The sequence below is a fragment of the Gloeocapsopsis crepidinum LEGE 06123 genome, from assembly GCF_015207655.1.
GTDB lineage: Bacteria > Cyanobacteriota > Cyanobacteriia > Cyanobacteriales > Chroococcidiopsidaceae > Gloeocapsopsis > Gloeocapsopsis crepidinum.
This window is the reverse complement of sequence record NZ_JADEWN010000015.1, coordinates 39322-62699: the sequence shown is the minus strand read 5'-3', so window position 1 is coordinate 62699 and position 23378 is coordinate 39322. Positions and strand designations below refer to the sequence as shown.

The window sequence follows — 23378 nt, the reverse complement described above, 5'->3', positions numbered from 1 at the left end:
ATTAGCATATCATCTTTATACTATTATTGCTCATGCAATGCAGTTTAGTCATTGCTCAATGCTATGGTTCTAATAATAAGATAATTAAATAGACACAGCAAACAATGTGTTGAGCAGCAACTTGTATATTAAATAACCAATGAAAATAAATTCTACTGTAGCGCTCAGTTTGCTCTTATTAGTTCTCATGGCAGTAGCAGGTTACGTCAGTGCAGTATGGGGGTTTACCATCGGTAGCGAAGCACTTGAAAGCGTGACACAACCCGATACTCGCCCCACAAGTAAAGCTAAAGCTCCTTCAGGAGGCTCGCAACAACGGGCAGTAGTAATGTTGAAAGAGCAAGATATTCTCACCAATGTTCGGGCAAGAATAGAAGGAAAAGGCAAAAATGCCAAGCCCGAACCACAGCCACAAAAAAATGATACTCAGTCTAGTGCCAAACCAAAAGCACAGTTAGTAGTAGCCGCAAATCAACCTGGATTTCCTTTAGTCAATCGCGATCGCGGTGTCATGCTAGAGGTGGTCTCAGCGCAATATTCTGGCGGAACTTTGCAGCTTAGATTGAATCTCAAAAATGAAAGCGATCGCACAGTGCGCTTTTTATATAGTTTTATGGATGTCACTGATAACCACGGACGCCCTTTAATTGCAAATGCTGAAGGTTTACCGGAGAAGTTACCGCCAGATGGTAAACCAATTTCTGGCATTCTCAGTATTCCCTCAACTGCTCTAGATGATGTTGAAAAACTGTCTTTACGATTGACAGATTATCCGGAGCAGCAACTTAAACTGCAAGTGTCTGAAATTCCTGTCAAAATTTAGGTAGTGTAGTATCTTAATTCGAGCAAGGTAGACCGCGATCATCTGGAATCAAACTGATGTCTCACTTGCCGATAGTTTTCTGTATTGTTCCGCTGTTGGCTGTATCACCGTTGTTTATCTCAGACATTTGGTTACGTCTACTGTCGGTGTTATTGCTCATTGCAATTAATGCCTTTTTTGTGACAGCCGAGTTTTCTATGGTGTCTGTACGGCGATCGCGCATTCACCAATTAGTCGAAGCTGGAGATGCTCCTGCTATTACACTTCAAGCCCTGCAACATAGTATTGATCGCTTACTATCTACAACTCAATTAGGAATTACTTTATCGAGTTTGGCGCTTGGCTGGATTGGAGAAAGTACTATGGCTGTACTCGTTGCTACTGGGCTGACACAGTTACCCTTATCTGATGTTATGCGGATCAGAGTGGCGCACTCGCTATCAATTCCCTTAGCTTTTTTTTTGGTAGCATATCTCCAAATTGTTTTGGGAGAACTGTGTCCTAAGTCAGTCGCATTACTTTACTCTGAACGCTTGGCAAGGTTGTTGGCGCTACCGGTTAAAGCGATCGCGCGTTTTTTTACTCCCTTTATCTGGATTTTGAATCAATCTACACGCTTGCTGCTGCGAGTTGTCGGAATTCAATATACAGGTCAAGCTTGGCTTCCTCCAGTAACTTCCGAAGAGTTACAATTAATCATCGCGACCGAACGAGAATCAACGGGGTTAGAAGCCGAAGAACGCGAGCTACTCAATAATATTTTTGAATTTGGCGATGTTACCGCAGAAGAAATTATGGTACCACGCACTGGAATTGTTGCTTTACCAGAGGACGCAACGTTTCAAACCTTACTTAAAGAAATGGCGACAACTGGACACTCTCGTTATCCAATTATTGGTAAGTCTTTGGATGATGTGCGGGGGATTGTTCATTTTAAGGAACTTGCAAAGCCTTTAGTTTTGGGCAAGTTATCGTTAGACACAAAAATTAATCCTTGGCTTCACCCAGCAAGGTTTGTTCCTGAATACATGCCTTTAAGTGAATTGCTACCACTGATGCAGCGATCGCACCTACCAATAGTAATTGTTGTCAATGAATTTGGTGGTACTGTCGGCTTGATTACAATTCAAGATCTAGTTGCTCAAATCATTGGTAATACAAGCGAACTCGCAACTACAGATGAGTTACTCGTGCAAAACTTGGACGAACAAACTTTTCTTGTGCAAGCACAGATGAATCTTGAAGAACTAAATGAGTTACTAAAATTAGATCTACCGCTACGCGATGACTATCAAACACTAGGTGGTTTCCTGCTTTACCAACTTCAAAAAGTTCCGGCGATCGGGGAAACTTTACACTACCAAAACTTAGAATTTACAGTAACATTAGCCCAAGGACCGCGTTTACAACACATCCGCATTCGCCGTCTTCAGCCAACATTCACTAACGAACATCAAGAGTAATATCAAACAAGATGCCCTTCGACTCCCTTCGGAGCTATTAAGCGAAGTGTAATTTTATGCAGTTAAATAGAATTTATATCAGTTTTTTTACTTACGTAAACTTTGTTTGTATAGCAGCGAATTTATTTGCACTCGTATTGGCATCACTATGATTACGCCACAAATGGAAAAACATTTTCCAACTTCCCTGTCAAGTTATAGTCGTTATGACTAAAATCAATTTACCTCAGCGTTGGCATGAGTGTTCGTAATCTCACAAGATGACTATACTCAAGCAGGTAATCTCTGGCGCATCTTTTCTGAAGAAGAAAACCGTACAGCACAAGCGATCGCTGGGGCGCTAAGTGGAGCACAAGACAAGATATTTAAATACGGCAACTGTGCCACTTTTTCCGAGCTGATGTCGATTACGGTCGGCGCGTTGCTCAGGCGTTAAGTATATAAATTGACTCTCGCATGCTATAACACAACCAACAGGATAATCCTCAGCCTGTTACGGTATAAGTCATGTAACGTTTTCCTCCGTAAATTTACTATTAAAAGGAGTGTATTTAAACACCCCTACTCACAGTACCTATTACCTTTATCTGAATTTATTGCCTCAGAAAGAACGGCAGCTATCGTGCCTAATTTCAAGCAACCGCATCTCAATTAAACTTGAATCCCGACAGGGCAGGCAACATTAGTTCCACCTAAGCCACAGTAGCCGTTAGGGTTTTTTGCTAAATACTGTTGGTGATAGCCTTCAGCATAATAAAATTCAGGAGCATCTAGAATTTCTGTTGTAATTGTTTTGTACCCTGCTGCACTCAGAGCTTGTTGATAAGCTTCTTTGGAAGCTTCAGCTAGTTTTTTCTGAGTTTCAGAGTATACATAAATTCCAGAGCGGTATTGTGTGCCTACATCATTTCCTTGACGCATTCCTTGAGTAGGATCGTGACTTTCCCAAAAGGTTTTCAAGAGTTGCTCGTAGCTGATAACTTTAGGGTCAAACACAACAAGCACAACTTCGTTATGTCCTGTCCTTCCTGTGCAAACTTCTTGATAAGTAGGATTCGGTGTAATACCTGCCGCGTAACCTACCGCCGTAACAAAGACTCCATCTAGCTGCCAGAATTTACGTTCTGCTCCCCAAAAGCAACCCAAACCAAACATGGCGATTTCCATACCATCGGGGTATGGCGGCTGTAGAGGATTGCCGTTAACAAAGTGACGTTCGGGAACTGACATCTTTGCCGCACGTCCTGGCAAGGCTTCTTCTGGTTTAGGTAGCGTTGATTTTTTACCAAGTCCAAACAGCATAGTGATTTATGAAAAAACTCTTTATATTCCTTAATATAACGCGATCGCCCATCTAATCGCTTGCTACTACATAGATTACCGCCAACAGCCAAATATATCTAAATAAACTTAGTCTCAACAGAATATTGTTTTTTCTCACCCCTCACTCCTCACCCCTTTTTGATAAGTTTGCGCGCGGTAGGGAATCGGATCTTCCAATCCCAATTCTACAAAAGCTGCTAAGCGTAAGCGGCAAGCATCACAAACACCACAGGCAATGCCACCTCCAGCATAGCAAGACCAAGTTTTTTCCCAAGGTACACCTAGCTGATTGCCTAATTGAATAATTTCTGTTTTTTTCAAGTTAATTAAAGGCGTCTCAATTGCGATTGGTTGTCCCTCACGTCCTTGCTTGGTACCGAGACGAAAAACTTCTTGCATTGCTTGAATATAGTCAGGACGACAATCAGGATATCCTGAGTAGTCAAGGGCATTAACACCTATATAAACACGCTCTGCGGTGATTGTTTCTGCGTAGGCTAAGGCAAAACTTAAAAAAATTGTGTTGCGGGCAGGAACGTATGTGACAGGAATATCTTGAGACATCTCTGACACAGAACGATCGCTTGGTAAAGCAATACTGGTATCGGTTAATGCCGAACCCCCCCAAGAACGTAAGTCAAAAGTTACCAACTTATGAGCCAGTACTTGAGTCGATTGGGCGATCGCGATCGCGGCTTTTAATTCGCGTTGATGTCGCTGTTGATAATCAAATGAGAGTGCATGGCACTTGTAACCATCTGCCACTGCTTGGTACAGTACCGTAGAAGAGTCTAAACCTCCAGACAATAAAATGACCGCTTTCATCAGTAAACCTCTTAACTTGACAATCTATTTGCTTTCTAATTTCCCTTAACTTCTAGCCCTCACCCCCTAGTCCATTCATAATGGACAGGTCAGAAAGTGACACATTGCGCCTACGCTATACACCTCAGCAAAATCACAATGATTGAAACCTAGCTTGGTGATAAACGTAACAATCTGCGGAACATATAAGTAAATTTGAAATTCTTCATAAATAGAGTCATTATGCTACCATCTGGATGATTTGAGACTGTAATCCAGTCAAAATTGCGTATTGGCGCTGTTATAGATGCGTCTTGATAGTTTTGGTGGTGGAGGAGAAGACAGAGGAGTGCAAAGCATGACAGTGGGACAACCCATCCCTCATTTACAGCGCAACCAGCCTCAACCAATCCGTGTTGGCGTGATTGGAGTAGGCAACATGGGACAACATCATACCCGTATTCTGAGTTTACTCAAAGATGTAGAACTAATTGGTGTTGCCGATATCAACGTCGAGCGGGGACTAGATATTGCTAGCAAGTACCGCATCCGTTTTTTTGAAGATTACCGCGATTTGCTGCCTCATGTCGAGGCAGTTTGCATTGCTGTTCCCACCCGCTTGCATCACGCTGTCGGGATGACCTGTCTCCAGGCGGGAATTCATGTTTTGATCGAGAAGCCCATTGCTGCCAGTATTGCTGAAGCTGAATCTTTAGTAAATGCCGCAGCCCAATCGCAGTGTATCTTACAAGTAGGTCATATTGAGCGCTTTAACCCAGCATTTCAAGAACTCAGCAAAGTTCTGAAAACAGAAGAATTACTGGCTTTAGAAGCACATCGCATGAGTCCTTATTCCCAGCGAGCAAACGATGTTTCGGTTGTGCTGGATTTGATGATTCATGACATTGACTTGTTACTTGAGTTAGCAGGCGCACCCATTGTTAAACTAACCGCTAGTGGTAGTCGCGCTGCTGGTTCTGGTTACTTAGATTACGTCACCGCGATTCTCGGCTTTGCTAATGGAATTGTTGCGACACTCACTGCTAGCAAAGTGACTCATCGCAAAATTCGGCGGATTGCGGCTCATTGTAAAAATTCCCTGACAGAAGCAGATTTTCTAAATAACGAAATTTTGATTCACCGTCAGACAACCGCTAACTACATGACGGATTATGGTCAAGTACTTTATCGTCAAGATGGTTTGATTGAAAAAGTTTACACAAGTAACATTGAACCTCTACATGCAGAATTAGAACACTTTGTGTCATGCGTACGCGGTGGTAATCAACCTTCTGTAGGAGGCGAGCAAGCACTTAAGGCTTTGCGTTTAGCTAGTTCTATTGAGCAGATGGCTTTAGATGGGAAAGCTTGGAAAGAAGAAGTAGAGCTTTATCAACGTAATGGTTCTGCTGTCGTTATCTAAGCTTTCTTCAGAACATCACAAAATTAACTGCAAGTGACAGCCCAATCTGAAAAGATGAGGGCTGTTTTTTGTTTTAGTTACTTGTTTAACCAGATTATGTATGATAAGTGAAGTATGCATCTTATTAATTACCTATCAGTTTCATTAATCTGTTTTTCTGCGGATAGATAAAAATTGTAGTCAGCTTTTAGCATAAAAAAGAGTATTTTAATTATAAGTTTTACAAATTAACGAACAAAGATACTAAAATCGAAACGGGCAAAATCAACACTCTGTCGTTGAAGGAGAATTTACATGTCTGACTTAGATCGTGGAATTATGAAGTTTAAAGGAGCCGATTCCCCAAAAGCAGTTGCAATTTCAACAATGCTGATATTAGGTTCAATTACAGTCCTCATTTTATGGGCATTGCAGGTTGCTTATGCTCAATAACTAGGTTGTGGAAATGAGGAATTTTACATAGTTTGCTTTTCGTAAAGGAGAGCAGGCTTCTGCATGCGCTAAATTATTAGCTATTAGGCTTGAGCTTTGCAATACCTCTAGGTATTACTTTAAAGTAAAAAAGAAGTAAAAATGATCTTCGTCGTTGCTCCGATCAACTGGAAGAACAACCCATAAACCGTAATTCCTAATTCTCAAATGCTGCAAGTCTGGGGTGCGATCGCTATCTTTTTGATCTGTCCCCTTATTGGCGGATTACCACTCATTGCTTGGATTGTATCAGCGCTGACTGGACATAATTTAGCGAACTCAGGTACAGGTAATATCAGTGTGTCCGCAGCGTTTTATCATGGCGGTAAACTTGCAGGTGTTCTTGCCGTTCTCTCTGAAGCCTTAAAAGGCATAGCGGCTGTTCTTTTAGCACGGGCATTCTTTCCGCAAGCTTCAGTTTGGGAGTTAATTGCTTTAATTGCCTTAGTAATGGGACGTTATTGGATAGGTGGAGGTGCAGGGACAACAAATGTTGTTTGGGGCTTCATCGTTCACGATCCCGTTGTTGCAGGGTTAGTATTTCTGATTGGTGGAATTAGTTTCACCGTCTTACGAGAAAGGCAATTGGGAAAAATTGGGGTCTTAATTTTGTTTCCCTTACTAACTGCACTGCTACGTCCTCATGATTCCGATCGAATTGTCGCAGCGATCGCTCTAGCAGTTTTACTGGGATGGATTTATCAAAAAATGCCTGACGATCTCGACTTAGCAACAAATGCAGGACACACGGAGTCGCAAAAAGTGTTTCGCTTTTTTCGTGGTGATAAAGCCATAGTTTCCTTAAGTGATGAGTTGACAGCAGCTCAAGTCGGACAGAAAGCAGCAACACTTTCACAATTAATCCGCTGGGGCTACCCTGTACCAACAGGTTGGGTACTTCCTCCTGGTGATGACTCAGAACCTCTCGTTAACTATTTACCCTTAGAATCTCCCTTAGTTGTACGTTCCTCAGCCGTAGGTGAAGATTCTCAACAAGCATCAGCAGCGGGACAGTATAAAACTGTTTTAGGTGTGACAAGTAAAGAGCAATTGCAGCAGGCGATCGCTACGGTTTTAGCTTCTTACGACAATCCAGCAGCGATAGAATATCGCAAACAACGCGGTTTGCCAGAATCAGCAATGGCTGCCCTCATTCAAAAACAAATACAAGGCGTTTTTTCTGGAGTAGCATTTAGTCGCGATCCGATGACACAGCAAGGTGATGCTGTTGTGATTGAAGCTTTACCAGGGGACGCCAGCAAAGTCGTTTCAGGACAACTTACACCAGAGCAGTATCGCGTTATTGTGCCGCAAACTGACTTAGAACACAGCCAAAACTGGGTATTGCCAGAAAACATAGCATTCAGCGTTGAGGGTGAGGGAGACATCCCACCTCGTTTGATTCAACAAGTTGCTTTCTTAGCCCGACATCTAGAAGTACGCTATCACGGAATTCCCCAGGATATCGAATGGAGCTATGATGGTCAAACATTGTGGCTGTTACAATCGCGCCCAATTACAACGCTGCTACCAATTTGGACGCGTAAAATTGCGGCAGAAGTCATTCCAGGATTGATTCGTCCGCTTACTTGGTCAATCAATCGTCCTTTAACTTGTGGCGTTTGGGGAGAAATTTTTACAATTGTCTTGGGAAGTCGCGCCCGTGGTTTAGATTTTAATCAAACTGCAACGCTGCATTATTCTTATGCTTACTTCAATGCTTCACTGTTAGGGCAGATATTTTTACGCATGGGTTTACCACCAGAGAGTTTGGAGTTTTTGACACGGGGTGCAAAATTTAGTAAGCCCCCGTTAAATTCTACTGTGCGCAATGTCCCTGGATTAATGCGCTTATTAGGACGCGAGTTGAATCTAGCAAAGGATTTTCAAAAAGACGATCGACACTACTTCCAGCCAGCATTGATTGAGTTGAACTCCAGCGATCGCGATCCAGTACAACTGCTATCACAGATAGACTCGATTCTGGTGTTGCTGAAAAGGGCAACGTATTACAGCATTTTGGCACCTTTAAGCGCGGCTTTACGACAGGCAATTTTCAAGACGAAAGATACAGAAATTGATAATAGTCTGGCTCCTGAAGTGGCTTCAATGCGATCGCTTGTGCAACTTGCAACTGATGCGCGTCGTGTTTTACCTAATTCTCAAAATGTGTCTTCCGAAGAGGTGTTTACTCAATTGGCTACAACAGACCTAGGTAGGGCAATTTTACAACGATTTGATCAGTTGTTAGAGCGTTATGGCTATTTGAGTGAGGTAGGAACTGATATTGCTGTGCCTACTTGGAAAGAGGAACCGCAGTATGTACGAGAGTTGTTTGTGCAGTTTGTCAGGAGTGGAGGTATAGGAGGAAACGAACCACACAGACGCAGCGAAAAGTTTGATTGGAGGTTTCTTCCGATCAAAGCTTTTAAAGACAGAGGACGCCGAGGCAAGATAGTACAAGGGCGGGTTGATTTGAAGGGGAAGGTGACTGAGGTTTATAGTCAGTTGTTGGCACATTTGCGTTGGCGTTTTGTGACGTTAGAGCGTGTTTGGATACAGTCGGGATTGCTGACATCTACGGGGGACATTTTCTTTTTGGAATTCGCGGAAGTACGACAGGTTGTGGATGGTGACTCCAAGCTGAGTTCTCGGTTAAAGGAACTTGTGGAACAGCGGCGATCGCAACTTGAGAAAGATCGTGGCTTAGATGTCCCTTTTTTAGTTTATGGCAATGCTCCCCCAGCCTCTCCTTCTTCTTCTGCTCCCTCTGCTACTCTACTCAAAGGCATCGGTGCTAGTCCTGGTAAGGTAATAGGGCGTGTGAAGGTGCTACGAAATTTGCAAGCAACTTTTGAGATTGACCAGGATACGATTCTTGTTGTACCGTACACAGATTCTGGTTGGGCACCATTATTAGCAAGATCGGGCGGGCTGATTGCAGAAGTGGGAGGACGGCTCTCTCATGGTGCAATTGTAGCGCGGGAGTATGGATTACCAGCAGTTATGGATATTCATAATGCCACTGTTATCTTAAAGGACGGTCAACGAGTGCAAATTGATGGTCAGTTGGGAACAGTACAAATTTTGGCAGATTAAAGCTATTCATCTTTATATCAAGTACGTTTGGGTTTGTTGAAGAAGGGGCTAAATAGTCCTGGTAAGCAAACTCATATCAATTGAAAATCTCAAAACAAAACGATATGACTCGTCGAGCATTATTACTAATTAATCGTCACGCTCGTCAAGGACAAAATTCACAAGCGATCGCTCAACTGCAAAAGTTGAATTTGGAGTTAATTACAGAAAATATTGAAGATGTGCGGTTTTTATCTGAGATTATTGAAAGTTACCAAAATCAGGTAGATTTAGTCATCATTGGTGGTGGTGATGGTACTTTAAATGCTGCGGTTGACGGTTTAGTAAATACTCAGTTACCTTTGGGCATTCTACCTTTAGGAACAGCTAATGACCTAGCACGCACTCTAGGAATTCCTAACTCTCTATCTGCAGCTTGTCAAATCATTGCTCGTGGTCATGTTCAGCACATTGACTTAGGCTGTGTTAATGGTAAGCACTTTTTTAATGTTGCCAGTCTTGGGCTGAGTGTCCAAATTACACAAAGACTCACCAAGGAAACTAAACGGCGTTGGGGAGTTTTTGCTTATGCCATAACTGCAATAGAAGCCATGTGGCGAGCGCGACCGTTTCATGCAGAAATTCGTCTCAATGGAAAAACAATACAGCTAAAGACTATTCAGATTGCGATTGGAAATGGTCGCTACTATGGAGGTGGAATGGCGATTGTACACGATGCTAAAATTAACGATCAAAGGTTAGATGTGTACAGTTTAGAAATACAGCACTGGTGGCAAATGTTAGCTTTGCTACCTGCTTTACGGCACGGAAGACATACCACCTTATCGGGTGTTCGTGCTTTTCACGCTCAGGAGATTGAAGTTTATACTCGCAAACCCCACCCCATTAATACTGACGGAGAAATTACAACATATACACCCGCTCATTTTCGTGTTATTCCTCGTGCTTTAGCTGTTTTGATGCCGTAGCTATGTCAATGCAGAAATACAACACACCCAATGCTGAGATTTTCTCAAGATATTAAGTTATTGCTAGAAAAGTTAGCCTCTCAGCCACTTACTATTGGCGATATTTTGGCAGAAACTTCGGAAAGAGGCTTTAGCTTAGTTATTGCATTGCTTGTCTTACCCTTTCTCTTTCCAATGCCTCCAGGATTCACAGGTCCTTTGGGTGTAGGCTGTTTGTTACTTTCACTGCAAATGGTTATGGGTCGGCGATCGCCTTGGTTGCCTAAAAAAATTGCCCAGTTTCAATTTCCTCACCGATTTGTCTTACAACTTTTCCACAACTTAAGACGTGTTACGCGAGTTATTGAAAGGATTGCACGTCCTCGACTGACAGCATTTGCCAAAAGTCAAATTACCTGGCGACTCAACGGACTGTGTATTTCTTGGCTGACGATACTTCTCATTTCTCCAATTCCGTTCACAAACCCCATCCCTACCATTGGAATTTTATTATTGGCTGTGGCTACTTTAGAAGCTGACGGTTTACTAATGTGCATCAGTTACATTCTGACGGCTTTAATTACCTTGATAGTTCTATCAATTGGCTACACGCTTTGGCAAGCTCCTCAGGTATTGCCAAGTTTATTTTGATAAGGCAGTAATATTATAGGAAACTTGAGGTAGCCAAGATGCTTGCCCCATATTTAAAACAAAAGCTCCAAGAAGGTGAACAAAGATACTTTTCTTTGTTACACCACTCTTAGAACTTAACGATATACAGGAAATCTATAATTAGCGAGTTTCCTTGCGCCGATCAACAACCTTAACTTCTGGCTGGTTGGTTGTGTTTACTACATTGCTTTTTGTCTTATCGCTGGTATAGCGATGTGTTGTTGGTTCTACTGTGTCTTGATGTATCCTCGGCTCTACTTTAGCGTTAGTAGGTATGGTATCTGCGTAACTATTGCTAGCAGGCATATCATACACGTTCCACTGATGAACACCTTGATTGCTTAGAAGTGTACTAGCACGGTCAATATCTGCAGCAGTACCTTCTATAAACACCAAGTAATCACCATGAGACACGCGATCGCTATATGTTTTGGCGTCTTCTTCAGGGATTCCCAAACCTGTTAGTGCTCCGACAATACTTCCTGCTGCTGCACCAATACCTGCACCAGCTAATGTAGTTGCAATAGTTCCACCTGCAAGAAACGGTCCTACTCCAGGGATTAGCAAAGCTTCTAAGCCTACTAGTAATCCTCCAGCACCTCCTAGGATTGTGCCAGTAGTTGCACCAATACCTGCACCTTCTTGGGCTTCAGTGTTACCTCGTTCATTGACTTGGTTGCGATCTTGCAGATCAACACCAGCAATTTGGTCATCACGGGTTGAGTCTTTAGCCAATATTGAAACTTTATCCATCTTAAAGCCTGAATCTCTTAAAGTATTAAGAGCAGATTCGGCTTTTGTCCGGCTGGAAAATGTACCAACTGCACGCTTAAGCTGAGTTGCCATTGTTCCCTCCTTTTCTAACTACATCAGCAATGAGCTTTGTACTCGTCACTTGAATTTATAGTTTCTCCAATAAAGCTGGTTGCTTCATCAGTCTATGGTTTTAGCTATTTATCTATCAGAAGAGGGGGAGGTTTATAGATATCAGCTTGATTAATTGGCTGCATTCAGCTTTACATCAATCAAAAACAATTTTTATCTTCTGCTCAAGAGTCGAAGTGTTAACATATTGCCGCAATAAGAATACGAAGCGATCGCACCTCCTCATTTTGGCTGCTTGGCTATCACAGAATAAGAAATGAAGAATGCGTTCAACTTTTCAGATTCAACTTAAATGGACGTAACTGGATTCGAACCAGTGACCTCTACGATGTCAACGTAGCGCTCTAACCAACTGAGCTATACGTCCGCCGGAAATCAATACTAGCATAGGTATAGACCAGAATGCAATCATCAAAATTCACTGCACGGCGATCGCATTAATTATTTAATTTGAGTAGCATCCTAACTTTATATCAAGAAAGAAAAATACTGAAATAAATAGAACGATGCAAACTTGATGGAATATATCAAAACATCTACTAGAAACTGATTTGACATGTGGTATTCTCATTGATAAGTCGACCTGCAACTGAGCAGAAGGTGGCTCCTATGTCAAAGCTTAACCAAGGAAAATATAACGACGCTTCAATAATTTTTTTACACATTCCTAAATCTGCAGGTAGTACGTTAAATACAGTAATTAATCGCCAGTACAGAAAAGAATTTATCTTTTCTATTTATGGTTTTGAACGTAGTGAAAGAGAAGTTAAAACTGCAGAACAGTTTAAAGCTCTTCCAGAAACACGTAGAAGAAATATCAAACTATTAAGAGGACATATTGGGTTTGGATTGCATAAGTACTTGGTACAGCCATCGATATATATTACTTTACTCCGCGATCCAATTAAGCGAGTATTATCGCAGTATTATTATATTCTTCGGCAACCAGAGCATCCTCTTTACAAAGAATTAAAGACTAATAACATGAGTTTACAAGATTATGTTATTAGTGGTATAGACCCAAACGTTAATAATGGTCAAACTAAAGCTCTAGCTGGAGTCAAAGCAACCACTATTAAGTTTGGAGAAGTTCCAATTACTCTTTTAGAGGATGCTCAGAAAAATATTCAAGAGCATTTTGCTGTGGTAGGTTTGACTGAAAAATTTGATGAGTCTTTAATTTTATTACAGAAAGTACTGGGCTGGAAAAGTCTTTTTTATACTAAAAAAAATGTTGCTAAAAATCAGCAATCTAAAGATATATCTGCTGCTGATATGACACTTATACAACAATACAATGAGTTAGATATAGAACTTTATAATTTTGCAGAAAAGTATGTGGAAAATAAAATGAATCAGTATAAAGATTCTTTTCAAAAGGACTTAACCGCATTCAAGGTTTTAAACCAGCAGTATGGATATATCCGTTCTATTTCTCATTCAATACGCGATAGAATTAAATCATTGAGTCACAAATAATTAGCTGTTATGCTACTCTAAAACATAATATCTATTATCTTCTTTAAAAAGACTTTACTATAATAGATGTTGTTTCACTTCAATTTGCTATAAAGACAAGCAAAACTCATGCGCTCCTCAAATATACAATTAATAAGCTTATTTTCGTAGGACAACAACTGGACAGTGAGCAAATCGAATGACTCTTTCTGCTACTGAACCAAGAAAAAAACGACTAAGCCCAGTACGTCCGTGAGATGGGATCACTATCAAGTCGGCATTGATTTCCTGAGCATAGTCAATAATCTTGGAGCTAGGATCGCCAACCAAAATAGCTAGATGAACGCCCTGATATTCTGAGTCTTTGAGGCGCTCGTGTAGTGCTTCTAATGCATGTTTTTTACGTGTCTCGTCATCTATCGTATTCCATACAACTCCTGGCTCAGCAGGATGGAGATGAGAGAGAATATGCAACACATACAACTGAGACGGTTCTTGCACAAACTCTCGTGCAGGTTGAAGCGCAGCAAACGATTCTTCAGAAAAGTCAATTGGGACTAAAACACGGTTTTTTTGTAGCCAAGTCATTATATTTTTCCTGATTAGCAGTCACATCTTTTTATATTGATTAAGGGTCAATGGTTAACAGTTAGAGAAGTAGAAGATTTGGTTATTAACCATTGACTAATTATCAATTACTAGCCTTTATGTTATGTTTACTTGCACCCATTTACTTAAAAGCACTGTGCCTCGGTCTTAAATTACCGATAAACTGGCATTTGTCCAGTGTTTAAACGCTTCATATAGCTTTCTAAATCTACTACTACCTTCCCAGACAATAGATAGCAACCGAGAATATTAGGAAAAGCCATAGCCAAGATCATCATGTCGCTGAAGTCGAGAACAGCACCTAAGTTGACGACAGATCCGATGAAAACAAAGACAACAAAGATGACTTTGTAAATTAACGTAGAGCGATCGCCAAACAAGTAAGCCCAACAACGCTCACCATAGTAACTCCAGGAAATCATCGTTGAGAAGGCAAATAAAAACACTGCAAGTGACAGAATAATCGGGAACCAGGTAATTACCGAAGCAAACGCAGTACTGGTTAGCTGTACGCCACTATCTGTTTGATCGGTGTAGACACCAGTAATCACAACAACTAGCGCCGTCATATTACAAATGACTACAGTGTCAATAAATGGCTCTAATAAAGCCACAATTCCTTCTCGAACAGGTTCTTCTGTACGGGCTGCGGAATGGGCAATCGCCGCTGAACCAACACCAGCTTCGTTAGAAAAAGAGGCTCGCCGGAACCCTTGTACTAGTACTCCAATAAATCCCCCTGTAACCGCTTGAGGGACAAAAGCTTCTCGCACAATCGTGCCAAAAGCAGCAGGAACCTGCGGTAAATTAACTAAAATAATCCACAATGCAGCTAAAACATAAATCAAGCACATTGCAGGAACAAGTTTCTCCGCCACTCCACCAATACGACGGATACCACCAATAATTACTAAAGCAACCATAGCCCCCAAAATTAGCCCATACAGCCAGCTTCGTCCCTCAAACAAAGGAACAACTCCGGCGATCGCTGCGTAAGACTGGTTTGCCTGAAACATATTACCGCCGCCAAAGGAGCCACCGATACACAAAACTGCAAATAAACCAGCAAGCAGCCTTCCGAAGGGACGCAGTCCGAGTTCACCTAAGCCGCGTGATAGGTAGCGCATTGGGCCACCAGAAACTGTACCATCAGGTGACACCAAGCGATATTTTTGACCTAGCGTACACTCAACAAATTTACTCGACATCCCTAATAATCCAGCAATCGTCATCCAGAACATTGCACCTGGACCACCAAGCTGAATTGCGATCGCCACCCCAGCAATATTTCCTAACCCAACAGTTGCAGAAAGTGCTGCTGATAAAGCTTGAAAGTGTGTCACCTCTCCTGTTTCAGATGGATTATCATAATGACCTTGAACCACAGAAATGGCATGACCAAAACCGCGAAAGTTAATAAAATTCATGCGCAGTGTAAAGAAAACTGCACCAACAATTAACCACAAGACGATAAATGGTAAACCTGCAACGCTAAAAAATAGTACCTGCGATAAGGCATCTACCAAAGTGGAAAAAACAGCATCGATTCCAGCCAAAAATCCGTTGTCTGCCGTTGTCTCTTCCGCTGCTAAAGCTGTTCCTGACACAACCAACAGCAGCACTACTGAAAATATAGGGGATTTTCGCAGCACCCGTAAAAGCGAATATTGTCTCATCAGATACTAATGCAAACACTAGGGACAGAATGTCAAACAAACTATAAATTTATTTGATAATAAAACTGTTAACAAGGAAACATTTTTTTGCGTTTTGCTAGAAATCTACTCGTTTGTCTATCTCCATTGGTATAAAACTCTTTCTTGATAAACTCTAAAATTTAGAGTTAAGTAATATTAAGATTCTTTAAACAATCATTTGGTAAAAAGCATGACAACTGCTTTAATTACAGGTGCCTCTGCGGGGATTGGCGCTGTTTTTGCTCAAGAACTAGCTACTCAAAAGACAAATCTAGTTTTAGTCGCGCGATCGCATGAAAAACTCCAACAGCTAGCAACACAACTACAAACGCAACATCAAATTTCAGTAGAGGTGATTGCCCAAGACTTGACCGCGCCGCAAGCAGCACAAATTGTTTTCGATACACTGGTTCGCAAAGGCATTACTATCGATCTACTAATCAATAATGCAGGCTTTGGTGAATACGGTGACTTTATCGAACTGGATCGCGAACGACAGTTGAACATGATTCAGTTAAACATACTGGCGCTAGTGAATTTAACACATCTATTCTTGCCAGGAATGCGGCAGCGTCGTTCAGGAAACATCATCAATATGTCTTCTGTTGCTGCGTTTCAATCGATGCCTTACTTTAGTGTTTATGCTGCAACCAAGTCATTTATCCTAAGTTTTAGTGAGGCTTTGTGGGCAGAAAATCGTCAATATGGCGTTCGCATTATCGCAGTTTGCCCAGGACCTACTGATACAAGTTTTTTCCAAGATGCAGACTTTCCATCAGTTTTAGTTAATATTGCAGAAAAAAATTATACTTCGACCGAAGTCGTTGTTCGTGAAGCTTTAGCGGCGCTACAAAAAGAACATCCTGTTGTTGTTCCTGGAGACTTGCGCAACCAAATCTTGGCAAATGTACCGCGATTTTTACCAAGAGAAGCCATTACAACTTTTTGGAAAACAGTTTTAGGTAGTAGAAAGTAATTATGAGCGATTAGCAGTTAGCTTTTGGCTTGCTAAACACCAATCCTATTATCAAAACTACAGTTGTATATTAGACCTCCTGCATGAATCAAAAAAACATGGATGTCATTCTGAATGAAACGCAGTGTAGCGTTGCTTTGCCGCAGGCTAGGCTAGAATCTCAGGAGATTGTTTCGCTTCTCTTGACAGGACAATTTTAGGTATTCGCGCAGAAGATCCACTGTTTTAACCCTGAACGAAATTCTGTGCAGCATCCTCTGATCTCCGATCTCTGCTATACATACCGTGTTAGCTGTACGCGGTAGCGTTCTTTTTTAGTGACAGCAACTTCTCCTACTTCTAAACGCCCTTTACCGCGAATTGCTATTAAGTCTCCAGGTTTAACTTGGGTGCTTGCTTGAGTAACTTCTTTCCAGTTAACGCGTACATCCCCAGAGTCAATCATATCAGCCATTTTGCTACGCGATGTGCCAAATCCAGCTGATGCGATCGCATCTAACCGCATGGAAGCTTCAACCGTTGTTAGTTCTTTCTTCTTTGGTTCGCGAATTTTCAGTTCACTTAATTCAATGCGTTGTGTTTTCACAGGAACCGAACGAACCTGCTGAAGATTCATCTCCAAAAACTCTACAAGTTCCGGCGCAACTATAGCCTGCGCACCACGTTCGCCCAAAACGATAATGTCACCGGTTTTATCACGAACAATCCCAGTACCAAGCATTGCACCTAAAAAATCACGATGAGTTGCCGTATCAAATAGAAAATTCCCCGAAATCTCTAGCGCAGCGACAACAACGCGTGACAAATCTAGCGGAATTTCAGCGCGGGCGATCGCGACTCTTTGCCTTTCGGCTTGCGAATAGCCACCCCATGCGATCGTTTGAACTTCAGTTAAACGGCTAAAAACTTGTTGCGTTTCAGCTAATTCTGGAGGTGACAGAAAATCAGTTAATACAACTTCCCAGGTTTTGATTGCCTGTTGTGCTTGATCTATTACCCGTGCAATACTATCGCGGTTTTCAACGCTCTTTAAAAGTTCTTCTCTCGGTAGCATTTTGAATATACTAATGTGATGTGTTGTGCCAATACTAAATTGATAATTCCCTATTCTCCTCTGCCCGCGCCAGTTGCTCTCACGCGCGGAAACCTCCGCACCGCATTGGCTATCCCTTGCACCTCTACTTTCTCTGCGTTTAGTAAGGTTCGCAAATAATATTCACATAGACTTGTCCTATCACGCTCCAGCCGGATCAACATATCCTTGCAAATTTTCTGGTTCAAACTGGCGGAGAACGCGAGTTGCTTGACGAGTTAAACTTTCTGAACCGCGAACAACAACCAGATACTTACCCGCATCCAGACGATTGCGATAAGGCAAAGCGTCACCACTACCAAAAGCTATTCCCGCTGCACCACCTACAAAAAAGCTTCCCATAAAACCAGCAGCAGCTCCTAACAAACCGCCAATTAACTGATTGCCAATCTCGCCCGCCCAAGGGAAAGTATTTAAACCCGTAAGCAAATTAAATGCAATTCCTGCAATAAAGCCAAACGGTACAAGCCATAACATCATTATCTTCGACTGCTTTTTAGCCTGTTCTTTAGGATCGATTAACCCAAATTCATCTGCACTTTTATAACCTTTACCCAAAATACTAACTTTATCCGTTGGAATTCCTTCTTTTTCGAGTGCCAAGTAAGCAGCTTCGGCTTGGATGCGATCTGGTAATACAGCAATCAGGTAGTTCATTTTAACACGTTGTATTAACTGACAGTTATGCTTGAGTAGATATTTTGCGCTCATGCTGACTTACATACAGCAAGTAATATGCAAACAATCTCAATTTTTAATGTACCAGTGGCAAGCACGCTGCTGGTTCTGTCGTAATTATGATTTGCTCAAAACTATAGTGTTTTATCGGTATATTAATAAGGGTATAGCCCAAATGCAGAAATTATTTTGTGAAATGTTCTAGGGTGGACGCCTTTACAGTTAAAATAACCTACGGCAGAAGCAACTGCGCTGTGGCATAATTTGCCCAACTTACACGCCCACAATTGCGTCACCGATCGCAATAGCTCAAGAGCGTTTTCCTCACCTAGTCTTGCTTGCTAATTGTTGCTAATTATGGCTAAAGTTCTCGTCTCCGATCCAATCGACCAGGCAGGAATTGATATCCTGTCTCAAGTTGCTACCGTTGATATAAAAACTGGACTATCGTCAGAAGAACTGGCGCAAATTATACCAGAATATGACGCATTGATGATCCGCTCTGGCAGCCGCGTCACCCAAGAAATTATTGAAGCGGGAACGCAGTTAAAAATTATTGGTAGAGCAGGTGTCGGAGTAGATAATGTAGACGTTAACGCTGCCACCCGCAAGGGAATTGTTGTCGTCAACTCTCCTGAAGGAAACACGATTGCAGCCGCAGAACACGCGTTAGCGATGATGCTAGCTTTATCGCGGTATATTCCCGATGCGAATGCTTCAGTCAAAAGTGGTAATTGGGATCGCAAAAGTTTTATTGGTGCAGAAGTTTACAAAAAGACTCTTGGTATTGTTGGTTTGGGTAAAATTGGCTCGCACGTTGCCACTGCAGCTAAGGCAATGGGCATGAAACTGTTAGCGTACGATCCTTTTATTTCTACAGAAAGAGCCGATCAGTTAGGCTGTCGCTTGGTTGAAATGGATGTATTGCTGCAGGAATCTGATTACATTACTTTGCACATACCCAAAACATCAGAAACAACTCACTTAATCAACGCAGATGCGATCGCCAAAATGAAACCCAATGCCCGCATTATTAACTGTTCGCGTGGGGGAATCATTGATGAAATGGCATTGTATAACGCACTCAAAGAAGGAAAAATTGCAGGTGCAGCCCTTGATGTTTATGAAACAGAACCGTTGGGAGATTCACCTTTAAAGTCACTAGAAAAACAAGTGATTCTCACTCCCCACTTAGGAGCATCTACCACTGAAGCACAAGTGAACGTCGCAATTGATGTCGCCGAACAAATTCGCGATGTCTTGCTTGGATTACCTGCGCGATCAGCAGTGAATATTCCTGGGCTTGGTCCTGATGTTTTAGAAGAACTACGCCCATATATGCAACTTGCAGAAACTTTGGGTAACTTGGTAGGGCAGTTAGCTGGAGGAAGAGTAGAACAACTCGTTGTCAAATTGCAAGGAGAACTTGCAACAAACAAAAGCCAGCCTATTGTAGTCGCAGCACTCAAAGGTCTACTTTCGCAGGCGTTACGAGAACGAGTAAATTATGTTAATGCTTCCATTGAAGCAAAAGAACGCGGAATTCGGGTAATTGAAACGCGGGATGCAGCAGTTAGAGATTATGCAGGTTCGTTGCACTTAGAAGCCAAAGGTTCTTTAGGCGAGCATTCTGTGACAGGTGCTTTGCTTGGTGACAGTGAAATTCGCATTACAGACATTGATGAATTTCCTGTCAATGTTCCTCCCAGTCAAAATATGCTGTTTACGCTGCACCGCGATATGCCAGGAATTATTGGTAAAATCGGCTCGCTACTGGGTAGTTTTAATGTCAATATTGCCAGTATGCAGGTAGGACGCAAAATTGTGCGTGGCGATGCTGTGATGGTTTTGAGTCTTGACGATCCTCTACCTGATGGCATTTTAGATGAGATTACCAAAGTGTCTGGCATTCGAGATGCTTACACAGTGACTTTGTAGGGGCGAGGAGGAGCCAGTTGCGTGCGGAGGTGTCCTCCGTTGAGCAAACTGGCGTTGAGGGGTGAGGGGCGAGGGAAGAAAAATGATTCTCTAGAACTTTGCCTCACGCTTACTGGATTGAGTTATGACAAATACTTGGTGTGAATTACAGATTGTTTGCGATTCTGTGCTAGAAGAAACTGTTTTTTGGCAATTAGATCAATTTGGGTTTCGGGGAATGGCAAGTGAGAAAAAAGGAGATCTTCGCCTGATTCGAGCATACTTGCCGTTGCAAGAAGTGCAAACAGCTGATTTAGCAGCTTTACAACAGCAACTCAGTGAAAATGCTGCATCAATGGGTGTAGCTGCACCAGAGTTACACCAGCGATCGCTCGATGAAGAAGACTGGGCAAATAGTTGGAAGCAATATTGGCATCCGCAGGAAATTGGCGATCGCTTTTTAATTAACCCTGCATGGCTACCCACACCCGATACTCGGCGACTAATTCTCCGTCTCGATCCTGGTGTCGCTTTTGGCACGGGCAACCATCAGACAACGCAATTGTGTCTTGAAGCACTAGAAGCTCATATTAACAGTGAAGCCGTTATTGCAGATATTGGCTGTGGCTCTGGTATTTTATCAATTGCTGCATTACTTTTAGGCGCAAGTAAAGTTTATGCAGTTGATGTCGATCCTCTGGCAGTGCAATCTACTGTGAACAATGGCGAACTCAATTCAATCAAACCAGAGTGCTTAATTGTTGAGCAAGGTAGTGTCGAGCGGCTTGTATCCTTAGTACCAGCACCAGTAGACGGCATTGTCTGTAACATCTTGGCAGAAGTCATTATCAAGTTAATTCCCCAGTGGAATGCGATCGCCCATGCATCAACTTGGGGCATCTTGAGCGGAATTCTTGTCAGCCAAGCCCAGGCAGTTAATGAGACTTTAAATCAGCATGGCTGGTGTATTACTAGCCAATTGCAAAAACAAGACTGGTGCTGTCTAAATATTCGCCGCGCTTAAACGATCAATAAATTACAGCAACGTCTGTAGCTTTTGGATCAAAGCATCTGCTGGCATAACCCCCTCAATACGTTCTACAGGTTGACCGTGTTTAAAAAGTACTAATGTTGGTAATGCTTGAACTTGATGCTGACTAGCGATTTCAGGATATTTTTCTGTATCAATTTTAACAACGCGCAGTTGTTGCTGGAACTGAGCATTGACTCGCTCTAAAATTGCTGCCATCATCTGACAAGGACCACACCAGTCTGCATAAAAATCAACTAGTACCGGAACATTCGATTGAGCTAATAATTCTTCAAAGTTTTTGAACTGTTGCTTAGTTGCCATAGAACAGTGGTTATTTTTTAGAATTGCATCTCCATCCTAATTTTTTCCGACAGCGATCGCACCTATTTCTAGAGATCAGAGATCAGGGAGTTATGAGTTCTCAGTTTTGAGTGTTGAGTTTAAGAAAGTGTAATTCAAAACTCTTGAGGATTCAAAACTCACCCCTCATCCCTCACTCCTCACTCCTCCCCTATAGGTTCAGGGCACAAATCGACTTACAATGCTTGAGCAAGATAGTTGTAGAGGTGTTTTTATGGAAGCATTACCAGATTTGCAAAAATTACGTGACAAAGTAGCAATTGTGACTGGTGCTTCACGAGGAATTGGCAAAGCGATCGCCCTTAGTTTAGCGAGTGAAGGTGCAAATATTGTTGTTAACTATGCAAGTTCTAGCACTGCAGCCGAACAAGTTGTTGCAGAGATCGCCGCAGGAGGAGGAAGTGCCATCGCGCTGCAAGCTGACGTATCCAAAGCCGATCAAGTCGAAGCGCTGATTAACGCTGTCATGGAAAAATGGAATCGTATTGACGTACTTGTCAACAATGCAGGAATTACTCGCGATACGCTGTTATTGCGAATGAAGCCAGAAGAATGGCAAGCAGTTATTGACCTTAACCTCACAGGTGTTTTTCTGTGTACCCGTGCTGTTAGTAAAATTATGCTCAAACAACGCAGTGGGCGGATAATTAGTATTACCTCAGTTGCTGGTCAAATGGGAAATCCAGGACAAGCAAACTACAGTGCTGCTAAAGCTGGAGTTATTGGATTTACAAAAACCGTTGCCAAAGAATTTGCCCCACGGGGAATCACAGCGAATGCTGTTGCGCCTGGATTTATTGCTACCGATATGACAGATAATCTCAGTAATACGGAAGAGATTCTTAAGTTTATTCCCCTAGGTCGCTACGGTCAACCTGAAGAAGTCGCTGGTATGGTGCGCTTTCTTGCTAGCGATCCTGCTGCTGCTTACATTACAGGACAAGTGTTTAATGTCGATGGTGGTATGGTAATGGCGTAAGTGGAGCGTTAACTTACAAGAGAGTAGCAATTTCTGCGGACTATCTAAAGCTGTTATCTTGTTGTGGACAGGCAAGATGCTTTCTCCAAATCTCTTAATTATTTAATTGGATTAGACTACTGTAGAGCAACTAATAGCTGTTAGTGCTGATGTAGTTTAGTTTTGCGGTGAATAATAGTAGGAAGGGTTAACTTATAACCTTTACCACAGACTACAAGGTACATAAGGCTAAATATGGGATAAACCAAGCTCTTTCTTCTAGAGAAAGCCGCCGTGGACGCATAGTTTGTTTATCAACAAATAAGCCTTTTTGAACGCCCTCAGCCGCAAGTATTTGTTGACTATTATAGAAACGAAATTGCATAGTAGCAGAAGCATTGCGCAACTCAGACAACCAAAGTTCTATTTGAACGCGATCGCCTAAATACAACGGTGATTTATAGGTAATATTGGTTTGCACTAAAACTGGTGCAAATCCTTGCTTGAAAATTTCATGAGTTGGCATTCCTACCGCTTCAAGCAGCTTAGTCCGTCCTATCTCCATCCAGTGAATATAAACAGCATTGTTGACGTGTCCAATGAAGTCAATTTGGTAAGAGTAAATATCTAAATCAAAGGAAATTTTCTGCATAGTTTACTCTCAATTAACAAAAATTAAATGTTTCATG

22 protein-coding genes and 1 tRNA gene are annotated in these 23378 nt (G+C 42.0%); 13 read left to right on the top strand and 10 right to left on the bottom strand.

Features of this window, described 5'->3' with window-relative positions:
• Positions 1-139 precede the first annotated feature (139 nt).
• From IQ230_RS08245 to IQ230_RS08235, 3 genes are all read left to right on the top strand, one after another.
• Positions 140-823: a putative periplasmic lipoprotein gene (locus tag IQ230_RS08245; RefSeq protein ID WP_193931541.1), complete on the top strand. Its 684-nt coding sequence runs from the start codon at positions 140-142 to the stop codon at positions 821-823.
• Between the two features lie 56 nt (positions 824-879).
• Positions 880-2286 (top strand): hemolysin family protein, encoded by a 1407-nt coding sequence (locus IQ230_RS08240; RefSeq protein WP_228054685.1) that lies wholly within the window; start codon positions 880-882, stop codon positions 2284-2286.
• A 241-nt stretch (positions 2287-2527) separates the two neighbouring features.
• Complete coding sequence (locus IQ230_RS08235; RefSeq protein WP_322742333.1) at positions 2528-2722, top strand: catalase-related domain-containing protein; 195 nt, start codon at positions 2528-2530, stop codon at positions 2720-2722.
• A 215-nt stretch (positions 2723-2937) separates the two neighbouring features.
• Here the strand turns inward: IQ230_RS08235 and msrA are convergent, their stop codons facing one another.
• Positions 2938-3588 (bottom strand): peptide-methionine (S)-S-oxide reductase MsrA, encoded by a 651-nt coding sequence (msrA, locus tag IQ230_RS08230; RefSeq protein ID WP_193931540.1) that lies wholly within the window; start codon positions 3586-3588, stop codon positions 2938-2940.
• 135 nt (positions 3589-3723) lie between these two features.
• A complete protein-coding gene (gene queC, locus IQ230_RS08225; RefSeq protein ID WP_193931539.1) occupies positions 3724-4434 on the bottom strand; it encodes a 7-cyano-7-deazaguanine synthase QueC in 711 nt (236 codons plus the stop codon).
• Positions 4435-4771: 337 nt separating this feature from the next.
• Here queC and IQ230_RS08220 point away from each other — a divergent pair, with 337 nt between their 5' ends.
• From IQ230_RS08220 to IQ230_RS08200, 5 genes are all read left to right on the top strand, one after another.
• The gene (locus tag IQ230_RS08220; RefSeq protein WP_193931557.1) at positions 4772-5836 is read left to right on the top strand and encodes a Gfo/Idh/MocA family protein; all 1065 of its coding nucleotides are present in this window, start codon (positions 4772-4774) and stop codon (positions 5834-5836) included.
• A 294-nt stretch (positions 5837-6130) separates the two neighbouring features.
• A complete protein-coding gene (locus tag IQ230_RS08215; RefSeq protein WP_193931538.1) occupies positions 6131-6268 on the top strand; it encodes a hypothetical protein in 138 nt (45 codons plus the stop codon).
• Positions 6269-6475: 207 nt separating this feature from the next.
• On the top strand, positions 6476-9406 hold the full coding sequence (locus IQ230_RS08210) for a glycerol-3-phosphate acyltransferase (protein ID WP_193931537.1): 2931 nt from the start codon (positions 6476-6478) through the stop codon (positions 9404-9406).
• 104 nt (positions 9407-9510) lie between these two features.
• Positions 9511-10374 (top strand): lipid kinase, encoded by an 864-nt coding sequence (locus IQ230_RS08205; RefSeq protein ID WP_193931536.1) that lies wholly within the window; start codon positions 9511-9513, stop codon positions 10372-10374.
• A gap of 30 nt (positions 10375-10404) precedes the next feature.
• A complete protein-coding gene (locus IQ230_RS08200) occupies positions 10405-11004 on the top strand; it encodes an exopolysaccharide biosynthesis protein (RefSeq protein WP_193931535.1) in 600 nt (199 codons plus the stop codon).
• A 141-nt stretch (positions 11005-11145) separates the two neighbouring features.
• Here IQ230_RS08200 and IQ230_RS08195 read toward each other — a convergent pair whose 3' ends face one another.
• Both IQ230_RS08195 and IQ230_RS08190 read right to left on the bottom strand, forming a co-directional pair.
• Positions 11146-11871, bottom strand: coding sequence for a general stress protein (locus tag IQ230_RS08195; RefSeq protein ID WP_193931534.1), 726 nt, complete (start codon positions 11869-11871; stop codon positions 11146-11148).
• 332 nt (positions 11872-12203) lie between these two features.
• Positions 12204-12277: transfer RNA gene (locus tag IQ230_RS08190), tRNA-Val, on the bottom strand.
• 242 nt (positions 12278-12519) lie between these two features.
• On the opposite strand from IQ230_RS08190, the gene IQ230_RS08185 reads away from it, so the two are divergent.
• On the top strand, positions 12520-13389 hold the full coding sequence (locus IQ230_RS08185) for a sulfotransferase family 2 domain-containing protein (RefSeq protein ID WP_193931533.1): 870 nt from the start codon (positions 12520-12522) through the stop codon (positions 13387-13389).
• A gap of 138 nt (positions 13390-13527) precedes the next feature.
• Here IQ230_RS08185 and IQ230_RS08180 read toward each other — a convergent pair whose 3' ends face one another.
• Both IQ230_RS08180 and IQ230_RS08175 read right to left on the bottom strand, forming a co-directional pair.
• Positions 13528-13956, bottom strand: a complete 429-nt coding sequence (locus tag IQ230_RS08180; RefSeq protein WP_193931532.1) for a universal stress protein — start codon at positions 13954-13956, stop codon at positions 13528-13530.
• A 173-nt stretch (positions 13957-14129) separates the two neighbouring features.
• Positions 14130-15653 (bottom strand): alanine/glycine:cation symporter family protein, encoded by a 1524-nt coding sequence (locus tag IQ230_RS08175; protein WP_193931531.1) that lies wholly within the window; start codon positions 15651-15653, stop codon positions 14130-14132.
• A 211-nt stretch (positions 15654-15864) separates the two neighbouring features.
• Between IQ230_RS08175 and IQ230_RS08170 the strand changes: the two genes are divergently transcribed.
• Entirely contained in the window at positions 15865-16650 is a 786-nt protein-coding gene (locus IQ230_RS08170) for an SDR family NAD(P)-dependent oxidoreductase (RefSeq protein WP_193931530.1), read from the top strand.
• Positions 16651-16924: 274 nt separating this feature from the next.
• Here the strand turns inward: IQ230_RS08170 and IQ230_RS08165 are convergent, their stop codons facing one another.
• Together IQ230_RS08165 and IQ230_RS08160 are read right to left on the bottom strand one after the other, a co-directional pair.
• A complete protein-coding gene (locus IQ230_RS08165) occupies positions 16925-17704 on the bottom strand; it encodes a photosystem II S4 domain protein (RefSeq protein ID WP_193931529.1) in 780 nt (259 codons plus the stop codon).
• 180 nt (positions 17705-17884) lie between these two features.
• Positions 17885-18400, bottom strand: coding sequence for a hypothetical protein (locus IQ230_RS08160; protein WP_193931528.1), 516 nt, complete (start codon positions 18398-18400; stop codon positions 17885-17887).
• 378 nt (positions 18401-18778) lie between these two features.
• Between IQ230_RS08160 and serA the strand changes: the two genes are divergently transcribed.
• Positions 18779-20359: a phosphoglycerate dehydrogenase gene (gene serA / locus IQ230_RS08155; RefSeq protein WP_193931527.1), complete on the top strand. Its 1581-nt coding sequence runs from the start codon at positions 18779-18781 to the stop codon at positions 20357-20359.
• A 124-nt stretch (positions 20360-20483) separates the two neighbouring features.
• Complete coding sequence (gene prmA, locus IQ230_RS08150; protein WP_193931526.1) at positions 20484-21362, top strand: 50S ribosomal protein L11 methyltransferase; 879 nt, start codon at positions 20484-20486, stop codon at positions 21360-21362.
• Positions 21363-21374: 12 nt separating this feature from the next.
• Here the strand turns inward: prmA and trxA are convergent, their stop codons facing one another.
• Positions 21375-21692, bottom strand: coding sequence for a thioredoxin (trxA, locus tag IQ230_RS08145; RefSeq protein WP_099699474.1), 318 nt, complete (start codon positions 21690-21692; stop codon positions 21375-21377).
• 253 nt (positions 21693-21945) lie between these two features.
• On the opposite strand from trxA, the gene fabG reads away from it, so the two are divergent.
• On the top strand, positions 21946-22710 hold the full coding sequence (fabG, locus tag IQ230_RS08140) for a 3-oxoacyl-[acyl-carrier-protein] reductase (protein WP_193931525.1): 765 nt from the start codon (positions 21946-21948) through the stop codon (positions 22708-22710).
• Positions 22711-22921: 211 nt separating this feature from the next.
• Here the strand turns inward: fabG and IQ230_RS08135 are convergent, their stop codons facing one another.
• Positions 22922-23341: an acyl-CoA thioesterase gene (locus IQ230_RS08135; protein WP_193931524.1), complete on the bottom strand. Its 420-nt coding sequence runs from the start codon at positions 23339-23341 to the stop codon at positions 22922-22924.
• Between the last annotated feature and the right edge of the window lie 37 nt (positions 23342-23378).

Excerpts from the sequence above, each read along its gene's own strand:
- IQ230_RS08245 (WP_193931541.1), top strand. The coding sequence starts at position 140 with ATGAAAATAAATTCTACTGTAGCGCTCAGTTTGCTCTTATTAGTTCTC.
- IQ230_RS08240 (WP_228054685.1), top strand. The coding sequence starts at position 880 with ATGTCTCACTTGCCGATAGTTTTCTGTATTGTTCCGCTGTTGGCTGTA.
- msrA (WP_193931540.1), bottom strand. The coding sequence starts at position 3,588 with ATGCTGTTTGGACTTGGTAAAAAATCAACGCTACCTAAACCAGAAGAA.
- queC (WP_193931539.1), bottom strand. The coding sequence starts at position 4,434 with ATGAAAGCGGTCATTTTATTGTCTGGAGGTTTAGACTCTTCTACGGTA.
- IQ230_RS08220 (WP_193931557.1), top strand. The coding sequence starts at position 4,772 with ATGACAGTGGGACAACCCATCCCTCATTTACAGCGCAACCAGCCTCAA.
- IQ230_RS08215 (WP_193931538.1), top strand. The coding sequence starts at position 6,131 with ATGTCTGACTTAGATCGTGGAATTATGAAGTTTAAAGGAGCCGATTCC.
- IQ230_RS08210 (WP_193931537.1), top strand. The coding sequence starts at position 6,476 with ATGCTGCAAGTCTGGGGTGCGATCGCTATCTTTTTGATCTGTCCCCTT.
- IQ230_RS08205 (WP_193931536.1), top strand. The coding sequence starts at position 9,511 with ATGACTCGTCGAGCATTATTACTAATTAATCGTCACGCTCGTCAAGGA.
- IQ230_RS08200 (WP_193931535.1), top strand. The coding sequence starts at position 10,405 with ATGCTGAGATTTTCTCAAGATATTAAGTTATTGCTAGAAAAGTTAGCC.
- IQ230_RS08195 (WP_193931534.1), bottom strand. The coding sequence starts at position 11,871 with ATGGCAACTCAGCTTAAGCGTGCAGTTGGTACATTTTCCAGCCGGACA.
- IQ230_RS08185 (WP_193931533.1), top strand. The coding sequence starts at position 12,520 with ATGTCAAAGCTTAACCAAGGAAAATATAACGACGCTTCAATAATTTTT.
- IQ230_RS08180 (WP_193931532.1), bottom strand. The coding sequence starts at position 13,956 with ATGACTTGGCTACAAAAAAACCGTGTTTTAGTCCCAATTGACTTTTCT.
- IQ230_RS08175 (WP_193931531.1), bottom strand. The coding sequence starts at position 15,653 with ATGAGACAATATTCGCTTTTACGGGTGCTGCGAAAATCCCCTATATTT.
- IQ230_RS08170 (WP_193931530.1), top strand. The coding sequence starts at position 15,865 with ATGACAACTGCTTTAATTACAGGTGCCTCTGCGGGGATTGGCGCTGTT.
- IQ230_RS08165 (WP_193931529.1), bottom strand. The coding sequence starts at position 17,704 with ATGCTACCGAGAGAAGAACTTTTAAAGAGCGTTGAAAACCGCGATAGT.
- IQ230_RS08160 (WP_193931528.1), bottom strand. The coding sequence starts at position 18,400 with ATGAACTACCTGATTGCTGTATTACCAGATCGCATCCAAGCCGAAGCT.
- serA (WP_193931527.1), top strand. The coding sequence starts at position 18,779 with ATGGCTAAAGTTCTCGTCTCCGATCCAATCGACCAGGCAGGAATTGAT.
- prmA (WP_193931526.1), top strand. The coding sequence starts at position 20,484 with ATGACAAATACTTGGTGTGAATTACAGATTGTTTGCGATTCTGTGCTA.
- trxA (WP_099699474.1), bottom strand. The coding sequence starts at position 21,692 with ATGGCAACTAAGCAACAGTTCAAAAACTTTGAAGAATTATTAGCTCAA.
- fabG (WP_193931525.1), top strand. The coding sequence starts at position 21,946 with ATGGAAGCATTACCAGATTTGCAAAAATTACGTGACAAAGTAGCAATT.
- IQ230_RS08135 (WP_193931524.1), bottom strand. The coding sequence starts at position 23,341 with ATGCAGAAAATTTCCTTTGATTTAGATATTTACTCTTACCAAATTGAC.